The organism is Streptomyces sp. NPDC085937, from assembly GCF_044540535.1.
Lineage (GTDB): Bacteria > Actinomycetota > Actinomycetes > Streptomycetales > Streptomycetaceae > Streptomyces.
In genome coordinates this window covers 129214-154541 of record NZ_JBITSH010000007.1, presented here as the reverse complement: position 1 = coordinate 154541, position 25328 = coordinate 129214, and the positions used below count along the sequence as shown (strand labels likewise).

Genomic DNA, 25328 nt, shown 5'->3' with positions numbered 1-25328 from the left:
ACGTGAAACCAATCGACCCTCGCCTCGTCCGGTACGCACGCGCCACCCGGGGCTTCCTCGCCGCGGTCGTCGGTCTCGGGGCCGTCGGTGCGGGGCTGGTCGTCGCCCAGGCCATGCTCATCGCCGAGATCGTGGTCGGCTCCTTCCAGGACGGCCGGTCCGTCGGTGAGCTGCGCACACCGCTGCTGCTGCTCGTCGCGGTCGCGGCCGGCCGCGGGCTGGTCGGCTGGCTGACCGAACGGGCCGCGCACCGGGCGAGCGCCGCCGTGAAGTCGGAGCTGCGGGGCCGGCTGCTGGACCGGGCCACGGCGCTGGGGCCGGGGTGGCTGGACGGGCAGCGCACCGGTTCGCTGGTCACCCTGGCGACCCGGGGCGTCGACGCCCTCGACGGCTACTTCTCGCGGTACCTGCCCCAGTTGGGCCTCGCGGTGGTCGTGCCGGCGGCCGTCCTGGCACGGATCGTCACCGAGGAATGGGTCTCGGCGGCGATCATCGTGGGCACCCTGCCGCTCATCCCCGTCTTCATGGTGCTGATCGGCTGGGCCACACAGAACCGCATGGACCGTCAGTGGCTGATGCTGTCCCGCCTGTCCGGGCACTTCCTGGATGTCGTCGCAGGGCTGCCGACGCTGAAGGTGTTCGGCCGGGCCAAGGCCCAGGCCGAGTCGATCCGCAGGATCACCGACGAGTACCGGCGGGCGACCCTGCGGACGCTGCGGATCGCCTTCATCTCGTCCTTCGCACTGGAACTGCTCGCCACCCTCTCGGTGGCGCTGGTCGCCGTGACCATCGGCATGCGCCTCGTGTACGGCGAACTGGATCTGTACACAGGTCTCCTCATCCTCATCCTGGCGCCGGAGGCGTACCTGCCGCTGCGCCAGGTCGGTGCCCAGTACCACGCGGCGGCCGAAGGGCTCGGTGCGGCCGAGGAGATCTTCACGGTGCTGGAGACACCCCTCCCCGCCGCCGGGAAGGACGCGGTGCCGCAGGGTGCCGTCTCCTTCGAGAACGTGACGGTCCGGTACCCCGGGCGGCGTACGGACGCCGTGTCGGACGTGTCCTTCACCGTCGCCCCCGGCGAGACGGTCGCCCTCGTCGGGCCGAGCGGAGCCGGCAAGTCGACCCTGCTGAACGTGCTGCTGGGCTTCGTCCGCCCCGACGCGGGACGGGTGAGCGTCGGCGGCGCCGACCTCACCGGACTCGACCTCGCCGAGTGGCACCGTCACATCGCCTGGGTGCCGCAACGGCCGCATCTGTACGCCGGGACGATCGCCGAGAACGTACGGCTGGCCCGTCCCGACGCCGACGACGACGCGGTGCGGCGGGCCCTGGGGGACGCGGGGGCGCTGGACTTCGTGGACGCCCTGCCCGACGGGGCCGACAGCATGCTGGGCGAGGACGGCACGGGACTCTCCGCCGGACAGCGGCAGCGCCTCGCGCTGGCCCGGGCGTTCCTCGCGGACCGGCCGGTGCTGCTGCTCGACGAACCGACGGCCGCCCTGGACGGTGCCACGGAGGCCGAGGTCGTGGCGGCGGTGCGGCGGCTGGCGGCCGGCCGGACGGTGCTGCTGGTCGTGCACCGTCCGGCGCTGCTCGCGGTCGCCGACCGGGTGGTCCGGCTGACGGCACCCGATGCCGTACAGGCCTACGACGAGCCCGTGCCCACGACAGCCGGTGCCGGGGCGGGCACTGCTGCCGGCGCCATCACGGAGCACGCACCGGCGGACGGCAGCCGGCCGGGCGTCGGCCCGGCGTCGCAGGACCGCCCTGCGCCGGCACCCCACCCGTCGAGGAACGACTTCTCACTGCGAGACGCCTCCGGGAGCCGTGTGCTGACCCGGGTCCGCGCCCTGTCCGGCGCCCGGCGGGGGAGGATCACGCTCGCGTTGTTCCTCGGCACGCTCGCCCTGGGCAGCGCCGTCGGGCTCATGGCGACGTCCGGATGGCTGATCTCCCGGGCCTCGGAACAGCCGCCCGTGCTCTACCTGATGATGGCCGTCACCGCGACGCGGGCCTTCGGCATCGGCCGGGCCGTGTTCCGGTACGCCGAGCGGCTGGTGTCCCACGACGCCGTCCTGCGGATGCTGGCGGACACCCGGGTCGCGGTGTACCGGCGGCTGGAACGGCTGGCGCCCGCCGGCCTGCGCGGTACCCGCCGGGGCGATCTGCTGACCCGGCTGGTCTCCGACGTGGACGTGCTCCAGGACTACTGGCTGCGCTGGCTGCTGCCGGCCGGTGCCGCCGTCGCCGTCTCCGCCCTGTCCGTCGGCTTCACCGCGTGGCTGCTGCCCGAGGCCGGTGCCGTGCTCGCGGCCGGGCTGCTGGCGGCGGGCGCCGGCGTCCCCCTGCTCACCGCTGCCGTCGCCCGGCACACCGAGCGCAGGCTGGCACCGGCCCGCGGCGTTCTCGCCACCCGGGTCACCGACCTGCTCACCGGCACCCCCGAGCTGACCGTCGCCGGCGCCCTGCCCGCGCGGTCGGCCGAGACCCGCCGGGCCGACGGCACCCTTACCCGCATCGCCTCGCGGTCCGCCGCCGCCACCGGGCTCGGCGACGGGCTCACCGCGCTGATATCCGGTCTGACCGTTGCGGCCGCCGCCCTCGTCGGGGTGCACGGTGTGGAATCCGGCCGGCTCGACGGCGTGGCCCTGGCGGTGGTGGTCCTCACCCCGCTGGCCGCGTTCGAGGCGGTTCTCGGCATGCCGCTCGCCGTGCGCTACCGGCAGCGGGTGCGCCGCAGCGCCGAGCGCGTGTACGAGGTCCTGGACGCCCCGGCGCCGGTGCGTGAGCCCGCCGCGCCCCGGCAGGCCCCCGCGTCACCGTTCCCGCTCACCCTCAAGGGGCTCACGGCCCGCCATCCCGGGCAGGACCGGGACGCGCTCGCCGGGCTGGACCTGACGCTGGAGCGGGGGCGCCGTGTCGCGGTGGTGGGCCCCTCAGGGTCCGGCAAGACCACGCTGGCCCAGGTGCTGCTGCGGTTCCTGGACCCGGCCGTCGGCGGCTACACGCTCGCGGGTGTGGACGCGTACGCCCTGGACGGGGACGACGTGCGCCGGCTGGTCGGTCTGTGCGCGCAGGACGCGCACCTGTTCAACAGCTCCGTCCGGGAGAACCTGCTGCTGGCCAGGAAGGACGCGACCGAGCACGAGCTGCGCGACGCCCTCGGCCGGGCCCGGCTGCTGGACTGGGCCGACGGGCTGCCCGACGGGCTGGACACGCTCGTCGGCGAGCACGGCGCCCGGCTCTCCGGTGGCCAGCGGCAGCGGCTCGCCCTGGCGAGGGCCCTGCTCGCCGACTTCCCCGTGCTGGTCCTGGACGAGCCCGCCGAGCACCTCGACCTGCCGACCGCGGACGCCCTCACCGCCGACCTGCTGGCCGCCACCGAGGGCCGTACCACTGTGCTCGTCACCCACCGGCTGGCCGGCCTGGAGGCGGTGGACGAGGTGATCGTGCTGGACGGCGGACGGGTCGCGCAGCGCGGGACGTACGCGGACCTCGTCTCCACCGAAGGGCCGTTGCGGGACATGGCGCTGCGGGAGGAGCAGGCGGGATCTCTGGTGGCGCTGTCCTAGCCGGCGCGCCCGCACGCAGGAGGGGGGCGGGCCCCCCGGGGGGGGGGGGGGGCCCCCCCCCCCCCGCCCCGCCCCCCCCCCCCCCCGGGGGCCCCCCCCCCCCCCCCCCCCGGCCGGCCCGTGATTGGCGCTCACCCCGGGGGGGGGGGGGGGTCGGGGGGGGGGGGGGGGGTGGGGGGGGGGGGGGGGGGGGCGCGGCCCCCCCCGGCCCCCCCGCCGGGGGGGGGGGGCCGCCCCGCGGGGGGGGCGGCCCCCCCCCCTCCGAGACGTCAGACGAGCCAGCCCACGAGGTGGACGACACCGGCGAGCAGCTCGGTCAGAACGTTCATGGCAGATCCTCCTGTGTGTGCATCACGTGCGTGGGACTACGCACGCTCCACGCGCCGAGACGCGCGGGGGACATGCACAAGCCGTCGGTCTGCAGTCCGTTGCTTGCGCGCTACAAGAATCACCGAACCACTCGGGCCTCCGCAGGCACACGGGTGTCGGACACTCGATCTGAGGAGTGTCTGACCCTCAGTTCGATTCTCAAAAGTGGTTGTTGCGACACCAGGTTGACGCGCCGTCAGTGCCTCAGAACGTCCAGGAAGTCGCCGAAGCATCCGTCCGGGGGTGTGTCCTCCCCCATGTGCACGACGTGAACGAGCCTCTTGCCCCGGGGCGGGGCCAGGATCGCAGTCATGCGTCTCACCCGCCGCCGTCCGCTGCTCGTCGCCGTGCTGTTCTGCGCGCTCGCCGTGCTCGCGGCCAGGCCCGCCGACGGCGACCACGTACCCGGACACGGCTCCTCCTCCGTCAGCGACGAGGTGGCGCGGCTGTACGAGGAGGCGGCGAAAGCCACCGAGCAGTACGAGGCCGGACGGGAGGAGGCCGAGAAGCAGCGCGCCAGGGCGCAGGAACTCGAGGAGCGGCTCGACGGCGAACGGCGGGAGACGGCAGGGCTCCACGAGGACCTGGGCCGGATCGCCCGCTCCCAGTACCGGGACGGCGGCGGGCTGCCGCTCACGGCGCACATGCTCCTCGCCGACGACCCGGACCAGATGATGCGCGGTCAGCGGGTCGTCCACCAGGCGGAGACGACGCTGGACCAGGCCCTCGAACGCAGCCGGAAGGCCGAGGCCGCACTGGCACGGGACGAGGCGGAGGCCGCGGCGGCGTGGAAGAAGCTGGAGAAGCGCAACGAGGAACTGGCGACCCTGAAGCGGGACATCGAGCAGAAGCTGGAGACGGCGCGGTGGCGGCTCCAGGGTGAGGCGGACGCCTCCGTGGCGGCGGGCGCCTGCCGTGGTGCCGTCCGGCTCGACCAGCCGCCGACGGGGTTCACCACCCGATGGGTGGCACCGGTGGAGACCTACGAGCTGTCCGCCTCCTACGGCAGCGGCGGCGCGCGCTGGGCGAAGCGGCACACCGGACAGGACTTCGCCGTGCCGATCGGGACGCCGGTGCGCGCCGTGGGTGACGGCAGGGTGGTGAAGGTGTCCTGCGGCGGTGCCTTCGGCATCGAGATCGTGGTCGAGCACGCGGGCGGCTACTACACCCAGTACGCGCATCTGGCCGCCGTCGCCGTGGACCAGGGAGACCGGGTGTCGCCCGGGCAGTGGATCGGCCAGTCCGGTACCAGCGGCAACTCCACGGGACCGCATCTGCACTTCGAGGTGCGGGTCACCCCGGAGATGGGGTCCGCCGTGGACCCCGTGCAGTGGCTGTCAGGGCGCGGGGTGCCCCTCTGAACGGGCCGGCCGGGACCGGGGTACGGCCCCGGCGCGCGTCGCTACCTCCGCTCGTCCAGCAGCTGCTCGATCACCACGGCCACACCGTCGTCGTTGTTGGCGACGGTGCGTCCCGAGGCGGCGGCGAGCACGTCCGGGTGGGCGTTGCCCATCGCGTAGGAGCGGCCCGCCCACGTCAGCATCTCCACGTCGTTCGGCATGTCCCCGAAGGCGACGACCTCCTCGTGCGAGATGCCGCGCTCGGCGCAGCACAGCGCGAGCGTGCTGGCCTTCGAGACGCCGGGACCGCTGATCTCCAGCAGGGCGCTGGGGCTGGAGCGGGTGACGTTGGCGCGGTCACCGATGGCGAGCCGGCCCAGCGTGAGGAACGCGTCGGGGTCGAGCTCGGGGTGGTAGGCGAGGATCTTGAGCACCGGTTCACCGGCGGCGGGGGAATCCGGGCCCAGCAGCTCCTCGGCGGGCGCCAGGTTGTCCGGGACCTCCATGTGCAGCTTCGGGTACGCCGGCTCCTGATGGAAGCCGAAGGTCTGCTCGACCGCGTACACCGTGCCGGGGGCGGCGTCACGCAGCAGGCGCACCGCGTCCAGCGCGTTGCCGCGGGGCAGCTCGCGCACCTTGACGAAACGGTGCGCGCCGGGGCCGCCGTGCAGGTCGACGACGGCCGCGCCGTTGCCGCAGATGGCGAGACCGTGTCCGTGCACGTGGTCGCTGACCACGTCCATCCAGCGGGCGGGGCGGCCGGTCACGAAGAAGACCTCGATGCCCGCCTCCTCGGCGGCCGCCAGTGCGGCGACGGTCCTCGGGGACACCGACTTGTCGTCGCGCAGCAAGGTGCCGTCGAGGTCGGTGGCGATGAGCCGCGCCGGGGTGGTGGCGGCCAGGGAATCGGGCTCTCGGATCGCTGAGGTCACCCGGCCATTGTCCCGCATATGCCCGCACGCCCGTGCGGGGCTCCGCACATCTGAGTGATTACCGACGTCACCAGCGGCTTCGCGCTCCGCCCCGGGCGGGCGGCACCCTCCGTCGCTCACCGCAGCTGCGCCGGAGCTTCCATGGCGATGCGTTCGAAGACCTTCTGGTCCGCGGCGAAGTCGGAGTCCGGGATGGGCCAGTGGAGCACGATCTCGTTGATGCCCAGCTCGACGTGGCGGCCCGCGAAGTCCACGAAGGCGTCCAGGGACTCCAGCGGACGGCCCCGGTCCGGCGTGAAGCCGGTGAGCAGGATCTTGTCCAGCTCGGTGACGTCGCGGCCGGTCTCGGCGCAGGCGTCGGCGAGTTTCTCGGCCTGCCCGCGAATGGCCTGAACCGACTGCTCGGGCGTGCCGCTCTCGTACAGCCTCGGGTCGCCCGTCGTCACCCATGCCTGCCCGTAGCGGGCCGCCAGTCGCAGTCCGCGCGGTCCGGTGGCCGCCACCGCGAACGGCAGTCGGGGCCGCTGGACGCAGCCAGGGATGTTGCGCGCCTCGTGCGCCGCGTAGAAGTCGCCCTCGTACGACACGGCGTCCTCGGTGAGCAGCCGGTCGAGCAGGGGGACGAACTCGCCGAAGCGGTCGGCGCGCTCGCGCGGGGTCCACGGCTCCTGGCCCAGGGCGGTGGCGTCGAAACCGGTGCCGCCCGCGCCGATGCCGAGGGTGACGCGGCCGCCGGAGATGTCGTCCAGGGAGATGAGCTCCTTGGCGAGGGTGACCGGGTGCCGGAAGTTGGGCGAGGTCACCAGTGTTCCCAGGCGCATGCGCTCGGTGACGGCCGCGGCGGCGGTGAGGGTCGGGACGGCGCCGAACCACGGCCCGTCACGGAAGCTGCGCCAGGACAGGTGGTCGTAGGTGTACCCGGCGTGGAAGCCCAGCTCCTCGGCCCGCACCCAGGCGGAACGGGTGCCCTCGTGCCAGCGGCGGTACGGGAGGATCACGGTGCTCAGACGCAGGCTCATGCCACCGAGCCTAAGCGGCGCGACCGGTTTCACGTGAAACGCTCCGTGCCCCCGGGTACGTCAGGCACCGCGCAGGTCAGGGCATCCGGGCGGCCCGTGACGATCGCATGCTCGTCACGATTCCGCGCTCTCGTGGTCTTCGGGGCCGCGTTCCGATCAGGACGTCCGCACCCGTGCGCTCAGCCACGGGGTCAGGACGAGCAAGGGGATGAACTCCTTGTGTGTGCGGTCCCCCGGCAGTGGCACGACCAGGAAGTGGCCCGGCGGGAAACGGCGGGCCTTGACGTAGGCCAGACCGTCGAACAGGGACCGCAGAAAGGCGGGGACGTCGTCGCGGGGGACGTCGGGGCATTCGACGCCTTCGACGTCGATCAACGCGTCGTCCTCCGGGTAGAGACGGACCCGCACCCGTGGCAGACCGCCGAACTCGATGTACGCCTCGTGCGGCAGGGAGCCGTCCGGGTCGGTGGTCACCCCGACCCCGGCCGCGGTGCGGCGCGAGGTCCGGTCCGCCCCGATGTCGTGGGTGACCTCGATCGCGCGCCCGTACCGGTCGGCGAGGGACCAAAGGGCGGTGACGGCGGCCTCGGTGGTCGGCAGGTGGTCCATGCCACCGATCATGGCCTACCTACCGGCCGCCGGGGAGGCGCAGACAGCGGCTCGGTACGGCCTCCGTCAGCCATACGCCGTTGGCACTGACCTGGAAGACGTGACCGTCGCGGTGCATGGCGCCCGCGTCGACCGACAGCACCACCGGCCGTCCCCGGCGGGCGCCGACGCGGGTCGCCGTCTCCCGGTCGGCGGAGAGGTGCACCGCGTGCCGGTTCATGGGCCGCAGCCCCTCGGCGCGGATCGCCTCCATATTCCGGTCGACGGTGCCGTGGTAGAGCCACGCCGGCGGAACGGCCGGCGGCAGCTGGAGGTCCACGGTGATGCTGTGGCCCTGGCTGGCGCGGATCCGGGTGCCTTCGACGGCGAAGCGCCGCTTGTCGTTGGCGGCGACGACATGGTCCAGCTCCTCGCGCGTGAACGGGAAGCCGTGCGCGGAGGCCGCGGCGAGCAGGCTGTCGATCTCGACCCAGCCGGCCGCGTCGGGCGTCAGCCCGATCCGCCCGGGCTGATGGCGCAGATGCCGGGCGATGTACTTCGACACCTGAACGGTGCGTCTTTCGTTCATCTGTTCAGACTGCCGGGAGAGACGCGCGTCACGCGATCGATTAACTTCCGAAGGTTTGATCCACAGATAAGTGAGGTTATCCACAGCGGAACGGCGGCTTCTGTGGACAACTACCCCGCGACGCATGGCCTCGCTCACAGAAGCACGGCCTCGCTCACACAGGCGGCTTCACCCGCGCGACCCGCCGCAGCGCCCCCGGCATCCACCGAGCCAGGGCGTACGCGGTCCGCGCCTCCGGGGTCACCGGTACGACAGCCTCGTCGCGCACCACGGCCCGAAGGATCGCGGCGGCGACCTTCTCGGGCGGGTAGTTGCGCAGCCCGTACAGCCGTGCCGTCTTCCGCCGCCTGCGCCGCTCCTCCTCCGCGTCCGTGCCCGCGAAGCGCGCGGTGGAGGTGATCGCCGTGTTGACGAAGCCAGGGCAGACCGCCGTCACGCCGATCCGTCGCCCGGCCAGCTCCGCGCGCAGGGACTCGCTGAGCATCAGCACCGCCGCCTTGGACGCGCCGTAGGCGGGCAGTGCCCGGGACGGCTGGAACGCGGCCGCGGAGGCGACGTTGACGATGTGACCGCCCTGTCCCCGCTCGGCCATCCGCCTGCCGAAGTACAGGCAGCCGTGGATCACGCCCCACAGGTTGACGTCGAGGACCCGCTTCCAGTCCTCCGCCGTGGTGTCGAAGAAGGAGCCGCCCAGCCCGACGCCCGCGTTGTTCACCAGCACGTCCACCACCCCGTGCTCGGCGGTGACCCGCTCGGCGAGCTTCTCCACGGCCCGCTCGTCGGACACGTCCGCCGTCTCCGCCCAGGCCGCCGCGGCGCCGCGCACCCGGGCCTCCTCGGCGGTGCCGACCGCGGCGCCGCCGTCCCGGTCGACCGCCACCACGCGCGCGCCCGCCTCCGCGAACGCGAGCGCGGTGGCCCGCCCGATGCCGCTCCCGGCGCCCGTGACCAGCACCAGCCGCCCGCCGAACCGGTCGGCGTACCGGCCGCGGGGAGCCGCCTCCGGCCGCCCGCCCTCGACGGAGTCCACGAAGTCGGTGATCCAGGTGACCAGCTGGTCGGGCCGGCTGCGCGGCACCCAGTGGCCCGACGGCAGCGTGCGCCGGGTCAGCCGGGGCGCCCACTCCTCCAGGCCGTCGTGGAGCCGCTCGGAGAGGAACCGGTCCGCGAGCGGCGTGACGAGCTGCACGGGCACGTGCGCGTAGGCGTCGGGGCGCGGGTCACGCAGCCTCGAACGCACGTTGTCCCGGTAGAGCCAGGCACCGTGCGCGGCGTCCGACGGCAGGGAGGAGGTGGGGTAGTCGTCGCCCGGCACCCGCTCCATGCGCCGCAGCATCCGCGGCCAGCGCCGGCCGAGCGGGCCGCGCCAGGCCAGCTCGGGGAGCACCGGCGTGTGCAGCGCGTAGACGTACCAGGACCGGGCGCCCTGGCCCAGCAGCTGGACGGCCCGGCGCGGGGTCGGCCGCGTCAGCCTGCGCTTGATCCAGTGCCCGAAGTGGTCGAGCGAGGGGCCCGAGACCGAGGTGAAGGACGCGATCCGCCCCTGTGCACGGGCCACGGTGACGAACTCCCAGGCCTGCACCGACCCCCAGTCGTGCCCCACCAGGTGCACCGGGGCGTCCGGACTGACCGCGTCCGCCACGGCCAGGAAGTCGTCGGTCAGCTTCTCCAGCGTGAACCCGCCGCGCAGCGGACGCGGCGCCGTGGAACGGCCGTGCCCCCGGACGTCGTAGGCCACCACATGGAACCGCTCGGCCAGGCGCGGCGCGACCCGCGACCACACCTCCTTGCTGTCCGGGTAGCCGTGCACCAGGACGACCGTGGGGCGGCCGGGATCGCCCAGCTCGGCCACCCACAGCTCCACCCCGCCGGTACGCACCCGGCGCTCCCGCGCACCCTCGAATCCCGTCACACCGGCGAATCTCGCAGCTGTCAGACAACGCGTCAACAGCGCACCCCGAGCTGTGCACAACTCTCAGGCAGGGCGTCCCCTACGGGCGCGTACGACTCCAGGGGGACCCCAAGACGGCCCCGCGGTCTGACGACCGCAGTGGTGCGGGTCACTACCGTCATGGATGTGACTGTGATCGCGACCGAAAGCCTGAGCAAGCGGTTCCCCCGGGTGACCGCTCTTGACCGGCTCTCCGTGGACGTCGGGCCCGGTGTGACCGGACTCGTCGGAGCCAATGGAGCCGGCAAGTCCACATTGATCAAGATCCTGCTGGGTCTGTCCCCCGCCACGGAGGGCCGCGCCGCAGTGCTCGGCCTCGACGTCGCCACCGAGGGAGCCGCCATCCGGGAACGGGTCGGCTACATGCCGGAACACGACTGCCTGCCACCGGACGTCTCGGCCACCGAGTTCGTCGTCCACATGGCGCGCATGTCCGGCCTGCCGCCCACCGCCGCGCGCGAGCGCACCGCGGACACCCTGCGCCACGTCGGCCTGTACGAGGAGCGCTACCGCCCCATCGGCGGCTACTCCACCGGCATGAAGCAGCGGGTGAAGCTCGCGCAGGCCCTGGTGCACGACCCGCAGCTGGTCTTCCTGGACGAGCCCACCAACGGCCTCGACCCGGTCGGCCGCGACGAGATGCTCGGCCTGATCCGCCGCATCCACACGGACTTCGGCATCTCGGTCCTGGTCACCTCCCACCTGCTGGGCGAACTCGAACGCACCTGCGACCACGTCGTCGTCGTGGACGGCGGCAAGCTGCTGCGCTCCAGCTCCACCCGGGACTTCACCCAGACCACCACGACCCTCGCGATCGAGGTCACCGACACCGACGAGCACCCCGACGGCACCCGCGCGGTGCGCGAGGCGCTCCACGCGCGCGGGGTGACCGCCCAGGACGGCGGCGGCCTGCCGGGCGCCGGGCACATCCTGCTGCTCACCGCGCAGGGCGAGGACACCTACGACCTGGTCCGGGACGTGATCGCGGACCTGGGACTCGGCCTGGTGCGCATGGAACAGCGGCGGCACCAGATCGCCGAGGTCTTCACGAACGACGCGGACGACGCGCAGCGGAAGGAGGCGGTCGGCCATGGCGGCTGAGCAGTCCTTGCAGGCACCAGTCACCCCGTCGGGTGACACCCGTATCCACAACATCGGCTACCGCTCCTACGACGGGCCGCGCCTCGGCCGCTCGTACGCCAGGCTCTCGCTGTACTCGCAGTCCCTGCGCGGCTCCTACGGCCTCGGCCGCTCGGTGAAGTCCAAGGTGCTGCCGATGCTGCTGTTCGTCGTGATGTGCGTGCCCGCCGCGATCATGGTGGCCGTCGCGGTCGCCACCAAGGCGAACGACCTGCCGCTCGACTACACGCGCTACGCGATCGTCATGCAGGCCGTCATCAGCCTGTACGTCGCCTCGCAGGCACCCCAGTCGGTCTCCCGCGACCTGCGCTTCAAGACGGTGCCGCTGTACTTCTCGCGGCCCATCGAGACCGCCGACTACGTCCGCGCCAAGTACGCCGCGCTGGCCTCCGCCCTGTTCGTCCTGACCGCGGCGCCGCTGCTGGTGCTGTACGTCGGGGCGCTCCTGGCCAAGCTCGACTTCACCGACCAGACCAAGGGATTCGCACAGGGACTGGTGTCCGTGGCCCTGCTCTCACTGCTCTTCGCCGGCATCGGCCTGGTCATCGCGTCGGTCACGCCGCGCCGCGGCTTCGGCATCGCTGCCGTGATCGCCGTCCTGACCATCTCCTACGGCGCCGTCTCCACCCTCCAGGCGATCGCGGAGGTGCAGAGCAGCGGCGACGGCATCGCCTGGATCGGCCTGTTCTCGCCGATCACCCTGATTGACGGGGTCCAGTCCGCCTTCCTCGGCGCGACCTCCGCCTTCCCGGGCGGCGTGGGCCCGACCGACGCCGAGGGCGTCGTCTACGTCCTGTTCACCCTCGGCCTGATCGCCGCCAGCTACGCCCTCCTGGTGCGCCGCTACAAGAAGGTGGGGCTGTGACAACCCTCAGCATCGACCACGTCTCCCGCTGGTTCGGCAACGTGGTCGCCGTCAACGACGTCACCATGACCATCGGCCCCGGCGTCACCGGCCTGCTCGGCCCCAACGGCGCCGGCAAGTCCACCCTCATCAACATGATGGGCGGCTTCCTCGCCCCCTCCACCGGCACCGTCACCCTCGACGGCGAGCAGGTGTGGCGGAACGAGCAGATCTACCGTCACATCGGCATCGTCCCCGAGCGCGAGGCGATGTACGACTTCCTCACCGGCCGCGAGTTCGTCCTCGCCAACGCCGAGCTGCACGGCCTGGGCGCCAAGGCCGCCCAGAAGGCGCTGGCCACGGTGGAGATGGAGTATGCGCAGGACCGCAAGATCGCCACCTACTCCAAGGGCATGCGGCAGCGCGTGAAGATGGCCTCCGCGCTGGTCCACGACCCCTCGCTGCTCCTGCTGGACGAGCCCTTCAACGGCATGGACCCGCGCCAGCGCATGCAGCTGATGGACCTGCTGCGGCGGATGGGCGACGAGGGCCGCACCGTGCTGTTCTCCTCGCACATCCTCGAGGAGGTCGAGCAGCTCGCCTGGCACATCGAGGTCGTCGTCGCCGGACGGCACGCGGCCAGCGGTGACTTCCGGCGGATCCGCCGCCTGATGACGGACCGCCCGCACCGCTACCTGGTGCGCTCCAGCGACGACCGCGCCCTCGCGGCGGCGCTGATCGCCGACCCGTCCACGGCCGGCATCGAGGTGGACGTCACGGAGGGTGCCCTGCGCATCCAGGCCGTCGACTTCGGCCGCTTCACCGCGTTGCTGCCGAAGGTCGCGAGGGAGCACGGCATCCGCCTGCTCACGGTCTCGCCGTCCGACGAGTCCCTCGAGTCCGTGTTCTCGTACCTGGTCGCGGCGTAGGAGGCCCTGATGTACGACCCCACAGTCGCCCGGCTCACGTACCGGGCCCTGCTCGGCCGACGCCGGGCCCTCATCCTGGGCGCACTGCCCCTGCTGCTGATCGTCATCTCGCTGGCGGTGCGCGCCCTCGCGGGCGCCGACGACCAGACCGCCGCCGACATCCTCGGCGGGCTGGCGCTCGCCACGATGGTGCCGCTCATCGGAGTCATCGCGGGCACCGGGGCGATCGGCCCCGAGATCGACGACGGTTCGGTGGTGTACCTGCTGTCCAAGCCGATCAAGCGGCCCACGATCATCTACACGAAGCTGATCGTCGCCGTCGCCGTCACCATGGTGTTCTCCGCCGTGCCGACGCTGATCGCGGGCTTCATCCTCAACGGCAACGGCCAGCAGGTCGCGGTCGCCTACACGGTGGCCGCCCTGGTCGCCTCCATCGCCTACGCGGCGCTGTTCCTGCTGCTCGGCACGGTCTCGCGGCACGCCGTGGTCTTCGGACTGGTCTACGCGCTGATCTGGGAGGCGCTGTTCGGTTCCCTGGTGCCCGGTGCGCGCACGCTGAGCGTCCAGCAGTGGGCGCTGGCCGTGGCGGAGAAGGTGTCCGGCGGCGATCTGGTCACCTCGGACGTGGGCCTGACGACGGCGACGGTCGCGCTGGCCGCCGTCACCGTGCTGGCCACCTGGTACGCGGGCCAGAAGCTGCGCACGCTGACGCTCGCCGGCGAGGAGTGAGGGCGCACGCCCCACGGTGTACGAGGGCGGTGCCGCCGAGGAAGGCGGCGCCGCCCTCGGCCGTGTCCGGTGCCGCCTTCCGCCGTGTCCGGTGCCGCGCTGCGCCGTGTCCGGTGCCGCGTCCGGCGCCGTTCGTCCGGTGTTCGCCCGGTGCCGTTCGTCCGACGATCGTCCGGTGTCATTTATTCGGTGGCGCCGGGCGGACGCGGCCGGGCAGAGTGAGGGTGTCCGCATCGCCGGGAACGTCCCGGCGACCGTGAGCCGGGAGAGGAGCGGGACGATGCCCATGCACGGCAGTACGTTCCGCTTCCGTCGGGGCGGTCCGCGGCGGACTCCGGAGTAATCCCTACTGCTCCGTCGAGTCCCCCCGAGGACCTGCCCGGGGCGGCCGCTTCGAGCGCGCGCATCCGTGCCGCGCGGGCCGCCCACCCGGAGGATTGGCCGAGTGGTAAGGCACCGGCTTGGCTCAAGCCGTGGTCGGGTGAGAGCCCGCGCACGTTCGATCCGTGCATCCTCCGCCGCACACGCAGTTAGGCGCCCCGTGGGACGCCGCGCGTCAGCCCAGCAGGCGCTCCAGCACCACCGCGATGCCGTCCTCCTCGTTGGAGGCGGTCACCTCGTCGGCCACCGCCCGCAGATCGCGGTGGGCGTTGGCCATGGCCACGCTGTGCCCCGACCAGGCGAACATCGGGATGTCGTTGGGCATATCGCCGAAGGCGATGGTCTCCGCCGCCTTCACGCCCAGCCGGCGCGCGGCCAGCGACAGCCCCGTCGCCTTCGACAGCCCGAGCGGCAGCAGTTCGACGATGCCCTCTCCGGCCATCACGACCGTGACGAAACCGCCCGCGGTGCGCTCCGCCGCCTCGGCCAGCTCGTCCGAGCTCAGCTCAGGGTGCTGGATGTACAGCTTGTTCAGCGGGGCCGCCCACAGGTCGGACGCGTCGGTGAACGGCGTCGCCGGCAGCGAGCCGATGACGTCGTAGCCCGGCCCGACCAGCACCTCGCCGTCCAGCCCGTCCCGGCTCGCCGCCAGGTGCAGCGGACCGACCTCCGCCTCGATCTTGGCGAGCGCCACCCCGGCCAGCTGCCGGTCGAGCGTCACGGAGGTGAGCAGGCGGTCCGCGCCCGCGTCGTAGACCTGGGCGCCCTGGCCGCAGACGGCGAGGCCCTCGTAGCCGAGGTCCTCGAGGATCGGACGGGTCCAGGGCACCGCGCGGCCGGTGACGACGATGTGCGCGGCACCCGCCGCGGCGGCCGCGACGAGTGCGTCACGGGTCCGGCCGGAGACCGTGTGGTCGTCACGCAGCAGCGTGCCGTCCAGGTCGGTCGCGACGAGCCGGTACGGGAAGGCGGACGGAGAGGCGCTCACTTGGTGACCGGCTCCAGGATCTCCCGGCCGCCCAGGTAGGGACGCAGCACCTCGGGCACGCGCACCGAGCCGTCGGCCTGCTGGTGGTTCTCCAGGATCGCCACGATGGTGCGCGGCACGGCGCACAGCGTGCCGTTGAGCGTGGCCAGCGGGCGCACCTTCTTGCCCTCACGGACCCGGATCTGCAGGCGGCGCGACTGGTACTCGGTGCAGTCCGAGGTCGAGGTCAGCTCGCGGTACTTGCCCTGCGTCGGGATCCACGCCTCGCAGTCGTATTTACGGGCGGCCGAGGAGCCGAGGTCGCCCGAGGCGACGTCGATCACGCGGAACGGCAGCTCCAGCGAGGTCAGCCACTGCTTCTCCCACTCCAGCAGCCGCCGGTGCTCCTCCTGGGAGTCCTCCGGCGCCACGTAGGAGAACATCTCCACCTTGTCGAACTGGTGGACGCGGAAGATGCCCCGGGTGTCCTTGCCGTGCGAGCCGGCCTCGCGGCGGAAGCAGGGCGAGAAGCCCGCGTAGCGCAGCGGCAGCCGGTCGGCGTCCAGGATCTCGTCCATGTGGTACGCGGCCAGGGCCACCTCCGACGTGCCGACCAGGTACAGGTCGTCCTTGTCCAGGTGGTAGACGTCCTGGGCGGCCTGGCCGAGGAAGCCGGTGCCGGCCATCGACTGCGGGCGCACCAGGGCGGGGGTCAGCATCGGCGTGAAGCCGGCCGCCGTGGCCTGTGCCATGGCGGCGTTCACCAGGGCCAGCTCGAGCAGCGCGCCGACACCGGTGAGGAAGTAGAAGCGGGAGCCGGAGACCTTGGCGCCGCGCTCGACGTCGATGGCGCCGAGGAGCTGGCCGAGTTCCAGGTGGTCCTTGGGGTCGAAGCCCTCGGCGGTGAAGTCGCGGATGGTGCCGTGCGTCTCCAGGGTGGTGAAGTCCTCCTCGCCGCCGACGGGGACGTCGGGGTGGACGAGGTTGCTCAGCCTGAGCTGGAGTTCCTGGGTCTCGGCGTCGGCGGCGTCGCGCTCGGCGTCGGCGGCCTTGACGTCGGCCTTGAGCTGGTCGGCCTTCTTCAGCAGCTCGGCCCTCTCGTCACCGGCCGCCTGGCCGATGAGCTTGCCGAGCGACTTCTGCTCGGCGCGCAGCTCGTCGAAGCGGACGCCGGACGACCTGCGCCGTTCGTCGGCGGACAGGAGAGCGTCGACGAGCGCGACGTCCTCTCCACGGGCGCGCTGCGAGGCGCGCACACGGTCAGGGTCCTCACGGAGCAGGCGAAGGTCAATCACGAGGTCAAGGCTACCGGTGCGGGACGACGGCTCACGACTGACTATTGCGGTGCCACGAGCTGTGTCCCTTTGCTGGTGAAATTTCCCTTGTGTTCTTCAAGGTCAATAAAGGGGGTCTCATCGCTTGAAAGAGTCGGTTCCGTGGCCCGCGTTGACCTGAAATCCTTGTGTGGAACGGGACTTGGAGTGCGACTGTCCACAGCTGTCCACACGGTCGGAAAAGTTATCCACAGGTTGTGGGGAAGATCTGTGGACGTCGGAATTGATCACTCCGAAAGGCCCGGCCGAAGGTGGGGATTCCCTGGACAAACTCCCTCTACCGACACTTTCGAGTGGAAAGACCTCCCTCCATAGGGTTGATCACCGCAAAAGAGTGGACGAAGGGTGAGCTGCGGGCGAATGAACGTGATCATGGCCCGTAGGGCGATTTGTCGACCGAAGGGCGACTCGGTGTCGACTTGTCCCCAGGTCGAGAAGCGGACCTGTGGATAACTTCTGTGGATAACGACAATCGGCAGGTAGGACCGGTCCGGGCCCGCACGGACGGGCCATGCCCGCTTGGACGGGTCCATACGGACGGGTCCATGCGGACGGGCCATGCCCGCTTGGACGGGTCCATGCGGACGAGTCCATGCGGACGGGGCCACGGAGAAGGCCCGACCATGGAGGCGAGGCGGCTCAGAACCGGCCGTCCTGGCAGCGCGCCACCCAGTCCGCCGCGCCCACGAACTCTTCGTCCGACGTCCCCGGGAACGGTGGCCGCACCTCACCGGGCTGCACGTCCGCCCTCGGGTACGAGCCGAGATAGCGCACCTGCAGACAGATGCGCTTCAGACCCATCAGCGCCTCGGCCATCCGCCGGTCGGAGATGTGCCCCTCGGCGTCGACGCAGAAGCAGTAGTTGCCGATGCCGGCACCGGTCGGCCGCGACTGGAGCAGCATCAGGTTGATGCCCCGGGTGGCGAACTCCCCCAGCAGATCGCGCAGCCCGCCGGGATGGTCGTCACGCTGCCACAGCACCACGGAGGTCTTGTCGGCGCCCGTGGGCGCCGCCGGGCGGGCGGGGCGGCCCACCAGCACGAACCGGGTCTGGGCGTTCTCCGCGTCGTGGATGCCCGTCTCCAGCGGCTCGAGGCCGTACCGGGCCGCCGCGAACTCACCGGCGAACGCCGCGTCGTACCGGCCCTCCTGGACCAGGCGCGCGCCGTCCGCGTTCGAGGCGGCCGACTCCCAGAGGGCGTCGGGGAGGTGGGCCCTGAGCCAGTTGCGCACCTGGGGCTGGGCGGCCGGGTGTGCGGTCACTGTCTTGATGTCCGACAGCTTGGTGCCCGGGCGGACGAGCAGCGCGAAGGTGATCGACAGCAGCACCTCGCGGTAGATCATCAGAGGGCTGCCCGCGACCAGTTCGTCGAGGGTGGTGGTGATCCCGCCCTCCACCGAGTTCTCGATGGGGACGAACGCGGCCTCTGCCTCGCCGGCACGCACCGCGTCGAGCGCGGACTGCACGGACACGTACGGGACCAGCTCACGCGTGGCCGACTCGGGAAGCGTGCGCAGGGCGACTTCGGTGAAGGTGCCCTCTGGACCGAGATACGCATAGCTCGCTGGCATGACCTCACCCTAATGGGCCCACACCGGCCGCGAATCCCGGAGCGCTCTCAGGGGTGACTCCGGGCGGTTCTCACCCCTCCAGCAGCGCCTGACCCACATACTCGCCCTCCGCCGCGCCGCCCGGGACGGCGAACAGGCCACTGGCCTCATGGCGGATGAACGGCGTCAGCGCGTCACCCCGGTCCAGCTTGCGCTGCACCGGCACGAAGCCACGCAACGGATCGGCCTGCCAGCAGATGAACAGCAGCCCCGCGTCCGGCACCCCGTCCGCGTCGATGCCGTCGTGGAACGAGAACGGGCGGCGCAGCATCGCCGCTCCGCCGTTCTGGTCGGGCCGGGTGATCCTGGCGTGCGCGTTGAAGGGGACGACGAGGTCGCCCTTGCCGTCGGTCTTCTCGAGATCCATCTCGGAGGTCTCGCCGCCTCCGGTGAGCGGCGCACCGTCCGACTTGCGCCGTCCGATGACACCCTCCTGCTCCGCGAGCGACAGCTTCTCCCAGTCGTCCAGCAGCATGCGGATCCGGCGTACGACCACATAGGAGCCGTTCGCCATCCAGGCGGGCTCGCCCTTTTCCGGTACGAAGATCCGCTCGTCGAAGTCGGGTTCGGCGGGCTTCGGATTGCGGGTGCCGTCGACCTGACCCATCAGGTTGCGGGTGGTCATGGGCCGGGAGGTGGCGCCCGGTGAGCGGTTGAAGCCGTTCATCTGCCAGCGGACCCGGGCCGCCGCTCCCGCGTCCTTCTGCACCGCGCGCAGGGCGTGGAACGCCACCAGGGCGTCATGGGCGCCGATCTGCACCCACAGGTCACCGTCGCTGCGGGTCCGGTCGAGCCGGTCCGAGGAGAAGGCGGGCAGCGGGTCCAGGGCGGCCGGACGCTGTTTCTCCAGCCCGGTGCGCGCGAAGAAGCTGTACCCGAAGCCGAAGGTGAGCGTCAGAGAGGAGGGCCCGGCGTCGCGGGCCACGTCGGTGTCGCCCTGGGCGCTGGGCTCACCGGCCATCAGCCGGCGGGCGGTGTCGGACCAGCGGCGCAGCAGCGCGGCCGCCTCCTTGCGGCCGGCGCCGGGTGCCAGGTCGAAGGTGACGAGATGGCCGTGCGCCTGGAGCGGGTCGGTGATGCCCGGCTGGTGTTTCACGTGAAACGGCACCCGCGTGGCACCGACCGAGGTGAGCGGGGTGGCTCCGGAGGGCGCCGCTGCGTAGCCGACGGCTCCGCCGGCCGCCCCGAGCACGAGCCCGGTGGCGCCGGCCGTGCCGAGCAGGCGGCGCCGCGAGATGCCCGCCCCGGGGGCGGTGCCGTCGGACTCGGTCCGGTGTCCCTCCTCGGGGGTGCGGGTCTGCGACAGGGAGTGGTCAGCCATGGGTGATTCAGCCGATCTGAGCGTTCTTGGAGACGGTCACCTGGTCGATGTCGGAGGTCCGCACGGTGACCTCGACCTTCCAGTCGCCCGCCATGGGGATCTGCACTCCGCTCGCCGACCAGTGTCCGGTGGTGATGTGGTCGGGGGCGACGGGCAGCGGGCCGATGTCCTGGGCGGTGAGCGTGAGGGCGATCTTCACCTCGGGCACGTCGACGGCCCGGCCGCCCGGCCCCTCGACGTAGACGTGCATGTCGTTGTCGCCGACCCGGGCGGGGTCCAGGTCGACCGAGACGACGCCCTTGCCGTTGGCGCCGCCGGTGTCGAACGGCATGGTCAGGCTGACCGCGCCACTGCCCTGACCGGTGCCCGTGGAGGCGGAGGCCGAGGTGTCCGCGGCCGTTCGGGCCTCCTGCTCCGTGCGGCCCGGCTCGGTCTGCGTCAGCACGGTGGTGACGGCGAGCAGCACGACGGCGACGCCCGCCTCGGCGAGGACGGAACGGCGCAACCCGAAGCGGTTCGGGTCGGCGTCCCGCAGCCGCTTCTGCCGTGCCGCCTCCGTCGCGGCCCGCTGCCGGGCGAGCTGCGCGGCCCGTACGGCGTCCTTCTCCTTGTCGGAGCCGGTCTTCTCCGCGTCGGACGCCTCCGCCGGTACGGCACCGGCCGGCTGCATCTCCTGCTCGGTCCCCACGGGTATCCGTGCGTCGGCCAGCCGTTGCGTCCAGCGGCGGGAGACGAAGGCGACCGCGACCATCACCGCCACGAGCGCGATCTTGGCGAGCAGCAGTTGCCCGTACCGGGTGTCGGTGAACGCGGACCAGGAGCCGAGCTGCCGCCAGCTCTGGTAGACGCCGGTGACGGCGAGCGTCACCACGCTGCCGAAGGCGAGGCGGGAGAACCGCCGGACGGCGTCGCGGCCGACCGGTGACGCGGCCGGTGCCCGGTAGAGAGCGACGAGCAGGGTGGTGAGCCCGCCCAGCCAGACGGCGACGGCCAGCAGGTGAAGCACGTCGACCGGCATGGCCACGCCCGGCTGGAGCCCCTGGGAGGCGTGCTCGGACATGGCCCAGCTCGCGGCCAGCCCGGCCGCCACGACCGTCCCCCCGATGGCCAGCCCGAAGGTCAGGTCCCGCCCGTCCGGGCCGTCGTCGCCACCGAGCCCCTCCCCTGCGGAGGCGGCGGAGGCTCCGTCCGAGTTCGCGGCGGGACCGGAGTCGTCGTCGGAGGCCGTCGCCGACGCGGGACCGTCGTCCGGGCCGCCGGCTGACGCCGTCCGCGCATACGCCCCGAACAGCACCGCGATGAACAGCGCCGCGGCGGCGAGCAGCAGCAGCCGGGACACCAGCGCCGCGCCCGACTTGGTCTGGAGCACGTCGCCGAGGAGGCTGAGGTCGAAGATGTCGCCGACCTTGCCGGACGTCGTGTAGGAACCGCGCATCAGCAGCAGTCCGAGCGTGGCCGCGGTGAGCGCGAGCCACCCGGAGACCACCAGACGCTGGACCGGGCGGACCCGGGCGCCGGGCCCCCAGCAGGCGAGCACGAAGGCGGCTCCGCCCACCATGACGACGAAGCCCGCGTAGGAGACGTACCGGCCGAAGCCGTACAGCCAGCCCACGAGGCCGTCGTCGGACCCCTGCGCGGAGACGGAGACGGTCGTCTCCGAGGGGGCCCCGATGGAGAAGGTGAACGCGCCGGCCACGGGGTGGCTGTCGGCGGACACCACCTGGTAGGCCACCGTGTACGTGCCGTCGGGCAGCCCGCTCAGCAGCCGCACGCTGAACGTGGTGCCGCTGGGGTTGGCGGGAGCACCCTTGTCGACCCGCTCGCCCTTGGGATCGAGGACCCGCACGGAGTCGTCGCTCACCGCGATCGGTTCCGAGAAGGTGAGCGAGACCTGGGCGGGCGCGGTGTCGACCACCGCCCCCTGCGCGGGGTCGCTTCCGGTCAGCGCGGCGTGCGCGGAGGCGGGAGCGGCCCCGGCGAGGAGGGCGCCGGTGACGGCCAGGAGCAGCAGCACCAGGGTCCGCACGCGGGGGGCGATGGTCTGGGTCACAGGGGTGTCTCCCTCAGTGTCCGGTCGTCGGGCGGTAGGTGGCCGGCTTCACCGGCAGCTCGACCGTGACGGGGTCGGAGTGGGCGAAGCGCAGTTCCACGGCCACCTTCTGACCTTGCGTCGGCTTGCGCTTCAGCTGCTCGAACATCAGGTGGTTGCCACCGCTCTCCAGCACGAGGCTGCCGTGGGCCGGGATGTCGAGGGACTCGACCTCCCGCATGGACCCGTCGACGGTCTCGTGCACGGTGACCTGGCCGGCGACGTCACTGCTGACCGAGGTCAGCCGGTCCGCGGCGTCGCCCTCGTTGGTGATGGTGAGGAAGCCCGCGGCCAGGTCGGAGACCGGCTGCGGCATGTACGCGGACGCGACCGACAGCCGCGCCGTGCCGTCGTCCGAACCGGCGCACCCGGTCAGCGCCAGCGCCAGCGCCAGCGCCCCGGCCACGGCCGGCCCGGCGGCCGTGCGGTGCCTCACGGGTTCTCCCCCTTGATGATCTTGGGGAGGTCCTCGGTGTAGTCCTCGACGGTGGCGTCCTCGCCGTAGAGGACGTAACCGCCGTCCGTCTTCGGGGAGAAGGCGATGACCTGCGTGCCGTGGTCGGAGACGGTCTTGCCGTTGTCGTCCTTGCGCGGCGGGTCGATGGAGATGCCGAGGGTGCGGGCACCGGCCTGGATGGTGGGGAAGTCACCGGTCAGGCCGACGACCTGGGTGTCGATGCCCTTGAGCCACGTGCCGAGTTCGGCGGGGGTGTCCCGCTCGGGGTCGGTGGTGACGAACACGACCCGCAGCTGGTCCTGCTGGTCCTTCGGCAGCTGCTTCTTGGCCACCGCGATGTTGTTCATCGTCAGCGGGCAGACGTCGGGGCAGTGCGTGTAGCCGAAGTAGATCAGCGTGGGCCGGCCCGCGGTCTCCTTGCGGAGGTCGAACTGCTTGCCCTCGGTGTCCGTGAGGACGAGGTCCGGCTTCTCGAAGGGCTTGTCGAGGACGGTGGCCGCCTGGCGGGCGCCGGTCTCCTCGGAGACCACGGCGACCGGGTCGCCGTTGTCCCCGTCACCGCCGCCGCAGGCGGTGAGGGTCAGGGAGGCGACGGCGAGCAGAGCCGCCGCCGCGAAGGTCTTCTTGCGCATGAATGGTCCTGAAAGGTGGGTGCTGCGGCGCGCACCGGGAGGCCGCGGGTCCGTGGCCGGCCCCGATGCGCGCCGTGGAGAGGGGAGGCTCAGGCGGTGCGCCGGCGCCCGGCGAGGACGCCGTAGGCGACGCCCGCGGCGCCGATCACGATGCCGACGACGCCCAGGACGCGGGCGGTGGTGTCGGTGCCGCCGGAGCCGTCGTCGTCCGACGCGGCGGAGGTCTGCGCGGAGGCCTTCTCCGCGTCGCCGGACGCCTTGTCGTCGGCCGCGGCGCCATGCCCGTGACCGTCCTCGGCGGGCGCGGACAGGGCGAGCACCGGAGCCGGGTTGTCGGGCTCCTCCTGACCGTCCTGCGGCACCTCGATCCAGCGGACGACCTCCTTGTTGGAGTACGTCTGCAGGGCCTTGAAGACGAGCTCGTCGGTGTCCTCGGGCAGGGTGCCCACGGACACCGGGAACTTCTGGAAGAAGCCCGGCCGGATGCCCTCGTCCTTGGCGGTCCAGGTGACCTTGGAGACGGCCTCGTCGATCTTCTTGCCGTGCATCTCGAGCGGCTTGGCCAGGCGCGACTTGGTGACCTTGATGTCCCAGCCGTCGACGGGCTGCGGCATCACGGACGCCAGGGGGTGGTCCGTGGGGAAGGTGACCTCGACCTTGGTGGTCGAGGCGTTGTCCCGCTCGTTGGGGACCTTGAAGCCGACGACCGCGTAGCCGCCCTTCGCGGCCTCACCCTCGGGCTGCACGCTGACGTGCGCGAAGCAGGGGGTGGACACGGCGAGGACGGCGGCACCGGCGACGGCGCCGGCGGCGGCGATACGGGAAGCCTTCATGGCAGAGGGTGCTCCGCTTCGTTGAGGTTTCACTGACGGTGAGGGATACGTGGCGCGGACGGCCGGTCGCTCCCTTCGGCGGGACGACGGCCGGGCGCACACGGGGGACCGGCGCACGCGCGTGCCGCACGGGACGTCCCTCAGCGCGGCCAGAGAACCCCGGCCGGTGGGTCGCCCCGCGTCAGGCGGCGAGAGCGAGTGCGGAGACGGCCGCCGGCGGGCCCCGCCGGATCACCGTGTGATGCAGGGCGGCGCACGGCGGCGGAAGCGGTGCGAGCAGCGCGGTGCGCGGAGTGACCGGACCCGCCTCGGGCGCGCCGGGGAGCCCGGCGCGCAGGGTCCGCACCAGGGCCAGCGCCGCGCGCAGGGACCGCACGAGGGCGCCTTCGGCGACGCCGTGCACAGACAGTTCGGCCAGGCGCAGCAGGGCCAGGTCGCCCCGACGCAGCAGCCATCCCGCGGCCAGGGCGGCGAGGACGTGCCCCAGCAGCATCGGCAGCGACGGCAGCAGCGCTCCGGCCGGTCCCGCCGCCACGGCGTCCGCCGCGTGGGCGCCGTGACCGTGCGGTGCGATCCGGGCGTCGGTGAGGACCCGCTCGGCCTCGGCCGGGCTGATCGCGCCGGGCCCGCACAGCAGGCGCGCGGCCTGGGCGATCAGGGCGGCGTCGGAGGAGGCGGAGCCACCGGAGGGCGCGCCGTGCTGGCCGAGGCCGAAGAGCGTGTGCAGTGCGGTCTGCCCGCAGGCCAGCAGCGCCGCGATCACCGGCAGCGGACGGGTACGTCCGGCGAGCGGCGCGGCGACCGCGACGGCCGCGAGGAATCCCGCGCCCAGCGTCCAGAGCGGGACGGTGTCGCAGGAGGCGAGCGAGTGGCCCGCGCCGGCCAGCACGACGCAGACCGCGGCGAACACCGCGGCCCGCAGGATCCGGAGTCCTCGTCCGGAGCGCATCGTGCGCCGGTGGGGGGCAGACATGGCGGCCTCATCATCGCACCAGCACCCCCGGCGCCGTACGGCAGGTCCGCAAGATGAGGTACGACCGTAAGATCACCTGTGTGGTGCGGCGTCCCACATACACCGATCGGCTCCCCCGTACACCCGCCAAATGGGCGGTGTCACGTCAACTTTGCGCTTACAGGCGGGCACACAGGGCAATACGTAACGGTATGTCGAGCCGCAGCCAGGAGGCTGGAGCATGAGCATCTGGTGGTCACTCCATCTGCGGCGCGATGCCGCCAGCGTGCCGCTCGCCCGGCGCCTGCTGCTCGGCACCATGGAGACCGCGGGCGTGGACCCGGAGATCTCCTACGACCTGTCCGTCGCCCTCAGCGAGGCCTGCGCGAACGCCGTGGAGCACGGCGGCGACACCGCGCGGGACGGCATCTCGGAGGCGTTCCGGGTGACCGCCTACCTGGACGGCGAGAAGTGCCGCATCGAGGTCGCCGACGCGGGACCCGGCTTCCCGGCCGTCGCGGCCGGCCGCTCCCGCACGCCCGCCAGACCCGCGCCCTCCGAGGCGGAGCACGGCCGGGGCCTGTGTCTCATCCAGGAGCTGGCCGACCATGTCCACATCGGCAACAAGCCGGGCCGGGGCGGTGCCGTGGTGAGCTTCGACAAGATCCTCAAATGGCGTGAGGACGCGCCGCTGACGGCCGTGTAGCGCACAGGCGAAGGGCCCCTCCCGATGCCGGGAGGGACCCTTA

21 protein-coding genes and 1 tRNA gene are annotated in these 25328 nt (G+C 72.5%); 8 read left to right on the top strand and 14 right to left on the bottom strand.

Annotation, left to right across the window (positions count from 1 at the left end; genetic code table 11):
• The first annotated feature begins 2 nt into the window (after nucleotides 1-2).
• Together cydD and ACIF8S_RS17265 are read left to right on the top strand one after the other, a co-directional pair.
• Complete coding sequence (gene cydD, locus ACIF8S_RS17270; protein WP_399999922.1) at nucleotides 3-3572, top strand: thiol reductant ABC exporter subunit CydD; 3570 nt, start codon at nucleotides 3-5, stop codon at nucleotides 3570-3572.
• Between the two features lie 680 nt (nucleotides 3573-4252).
• The gene (locus ACIF8S_RS17265) at nucleotides 4253-5302 is read left to right on the top strand and encodes a peptidoglycan DD-metalloendopeptidase family protein (protein WP_399999921.1); all 1050 of its coding nucleotides are present in this window, start codon (nucleotides 4253-4255) and stop codon (nucleotides 5300-5302) included.
• Nucleotides 5303-5343: 41 nt separating this feature from the next.
• On the opposite strand, the gene ACIF8S_RS17260 is transcribed toward ACIF8S_RS17265, so the two are convergent.
• The 5 genes from ACIF8S_RS17260 to ACIF8S_RS17240 form a co-directional block, all read right to left on the bottom strand.
• Nucleotides 5344-6231: an HAD hydrolase family protein gene (locus tag ACIF8S_RS17260; RefSeq protein WP_399999920.1), complete on the bottom strand. Its 888-nt coding sequence runs from the start codon at nucleotides 6229-6231 to the stop codon at nucleotides 5344-5346.
• Between the two features lie 98 nt (nucleotides 6232-6329).
• Complete coding sequence (locus tag ACIF8S_RS17255) at nucleotides 6330-7232, bottom strand: LLM class flavin-dependent oxidoreductase (RefSeq protein WP_399999919.1); 903 nt, start codon at nucleotides 7230-7232, stop codon at nucleotides 6330-6332.
• A gap of 156 nt (nucleotides 7233-7388) precedes the next feature.
• Entirely contained in the window at nucleotides 7389-7841 is a 453-nt protein-coding gene (locus tag ACIF8S_RS17250; RefSeq protein ID WP_399999918.1) for a hypothetical protein, read from the bottom strand.
• A gap of 19 nt (nucleotides 7842-7860) precedes the next feature.
• Entirely contained in the window at nucleotides 7861-8409 is a 549-nt protein-coding gene (locus ACIF8S_RS17245; RefSeq protein ID WP_399999917.1) for an RNA 2'-phosphotransferase, read from the bottom strand.
• A 154-nt stretch (nucleotides 8410-8563) separates the two neighbouring features.
• Nucleotides 8564-10321, bottom strand: coding sequence for an SDR family oxidoreductase (locus ACIF8S_RS17240; protein ID WP_399999916.1), 1758 nt, complete (start codon nucleotides 10319-10321; stop codon nucleotides 8564-8566).
• Nucleotides 10322-10492: 171 nt separating this feature from the next.
• On the opposite strand from ACIF8S_RS17240, the gene ACIF8S_RS17235 reads away from it, so the two are divergent.
• The 5 genes from ACIF8S_RS17235 to ACIF8S_RS17215 all read left to right on the top strand — a co-directional run bounded on the left by ACIF8S_RS17235 (nucleotide 10493) and on the right by ACIF8S_RS17215 (nucleotide 14520).
• Nucleotides 10493-11461, top strand: coding sequence for an ABC transporter ATP-binding protein (locus ACIF8S_RS17235; RefSeq protein WP_024886210.1), 969 nt, complete (start codon nucleotides 10493-10495; stop codon nucleotides 11459-11461).
• Nucleotides 11451-12365, top strand: coding sequence for an ABC transporter permease (locus tag ACIF8S_RS17230; protein WP_399999915.1), 915 nt, complete (start codon nucleotides 11451-11453; stop codon nucleotides 12363-12365). The genes ACIF8S_RS17235 and ACIF8S_RS17230 overlap by 11 nt, the downstream gene beginning before the upstream one ends.
• Nucleotides 12362-13273 carry an ABC transporter ATP-binding protein gene (locus tag ACIF8S_RS17225; RefSeq protein WP_399999914.1) on the top strand — a complete coding sequence of 304 codons (912 nt, stop codon included), beginning with the start codon at nucleotides 12362-12364 and terminating at the stop codon, nucleotides 13271-13273. Before ACIF8S_RS17230 ends, ACIF8S_RS17225 begins: the two co-directional genes overlap by 4 nt.
• A 9-nt stretch (nucleotides 13274-13282) precedes the next feature.
• Entirely contained in the window at nucleotides 13283-14002 is a 720-nt protein-coding gene (locus tag ACIF8S_RS17220) for an ABC transporter permease (RefSeq protein WP_349795719.1), read from the top strand.
• 431 nt (nucleotides 14003-14433) lie between these two features.
• Nucleotides 14434-14520, top strand: a tRNA-Ala gene (locus tag ACIF8S_RS17215).
• A 38-nt stretch (nucleotides 14521-14558) separates the two neighbouring features.
• On the opposite strand, the gene ACIF8S_RS17210 is transcribed toward ACIF8S_RS17215, so the two are convergent.
• From ACIF8S_RS17210 to ACIF8S_RS17170, 9 genes are all read right to left on the bottom strand, one after another.
• The gene (locus ACIF8S_RS17210) at nucleotides 14559-15371 is read right to left on the bottom strand and encodes an HAD family hydrolase (protein WP_399999913.1); all 813 of its coding nucleotides are present in this window, start codon (nucleotides 15369-15371) and stop codon (nucleotides 14559-14561) included.
• Nucleotides 15368-16645 carry a serine--tRNA ligase gene (gene serS, locus ACIF8S_RS17205; RefSeq protein WP_399999912.1) on the bottom strand — a complete coding sequence of 426 codons (1278 nt, stop codon included), beginning with the start codon at nucleotides 16643-16645 and terminating at the stop codon, nucleotides 15368-15370. The genes ACIF8S_RS17210 and serS overlap by 4 nt, the downstream gene beginning before the upstream one ends.
• Nucleotides 16646-17323: 678 nt before the next feature.
• On the bottom strand, nucleotides 17324-18256 hold the full coding sequence (pheA, locus tag ACIF8S_RS17200) for a prephenate dehydratase (RefSeq protein ID WP_399999911.1): 933 nt from the start codon (nucleotides 18254-18256) through the stop codon (nucleotides 17324-17326).
• A gap of 70 nt (nucleotides 18257-18326) precedes the next feature.
• Nucleotides 18327-19616: an iron uptake transporter deferrochelatase/peroxidase subunit gene (gene efeB, locus ACIF8S_RS17195; protein WP_399999910.1), complete on the bottom strand. Its 1290-nt coding sequence runs from the start codon at nucleotides 19614-19616 to the stop codon at nucleotides 18327-18329.
• A 7-nt stretch (nucleotides 19617-19623) separates the two neighbouring features.
• A complete protein-coding gene (locus ACIF8S_RS17190) occupies nucleotides 19624-21666 on the bottom strand; it encodes a copper resistance CopC/CopD family protein (RefSeq protein WP_399999909.1) in 2043 nt (680 codons plus the stop codon).
• A 13-nt stretch (nucleotides 21667-21679) separates the two neighbouring features.
• Nucleotides 21680-22141, bottom strand: a complete 462-nt coding sequence (locus ACIF8S_RS17185) for a copper chaperone PCu(A)C (protein WP_399999908.1) — start codon at nucleotides 22139-22141, stop codon at nucleotides 21680-21682.
• Nucleotides 22138-22794 carry an SCO family protein gene (locus ACIF8S_RS17180; RefSeq protein WP_399999907.1) on the bottom strand — a complete coding sequence of 219 codons (657 nt, stop codon included), beginning with the start codon at nucleotides 22792-22794 and terminating at the stop codon, nucleotides 22138-22140. Before ACIF8S_RS17180 ends, ACIF8S_RS17185 begins: the two co-directional genes overlap by 4 nt.
• A gap of 89 nt (nucleotides 22795-22883) precedes the next feature.
• Nucleotides 22884-23627: a YcnI family protein gene (locus tag ACIF8S_RS17175; protein ID WP_399999906.1), complete on the bottom strand. Its 744-nt coding sequence runs from the start codon at nucleotides 23625-23627 to the stop codon at nucleotides 22884-22886.
• Between the two features lie 181 nt (nucleotides 23628-23808).
• The gene (locus ACIF8S_RS17170) at nucleotides 23809-24600 is read right to left on the bottom strand and encodes a hypothetical protein (protein ID WP_399999905.1); all 792 of its coding nucleotides are present in this window, start codon (nucleotides 24598-24600) and stop codon (nucleotides 23809-23811) included.
• Between the two features lie 220 nt (nucleotides 24601-24820).
• On the opposite strand from ACIF8S_RS17170, the gene ACIF8S_RS17165 reads away from it, so the two are divergent.
• The gene (locus ACIF8S_RS17165) at nucleotides 24821-25285 is read left to right on the top strand and encodes an ATP-binding protein (RefSeq protein ID WP_399999904.1); all 465 of its coding nucleotides are present in this window, start codon (nucleotides 24821-24823) and stop codon (nucleotides 25283-25285) included.
• Nucleotides 25286-25328: the final 43 nt, after the last annotated feature.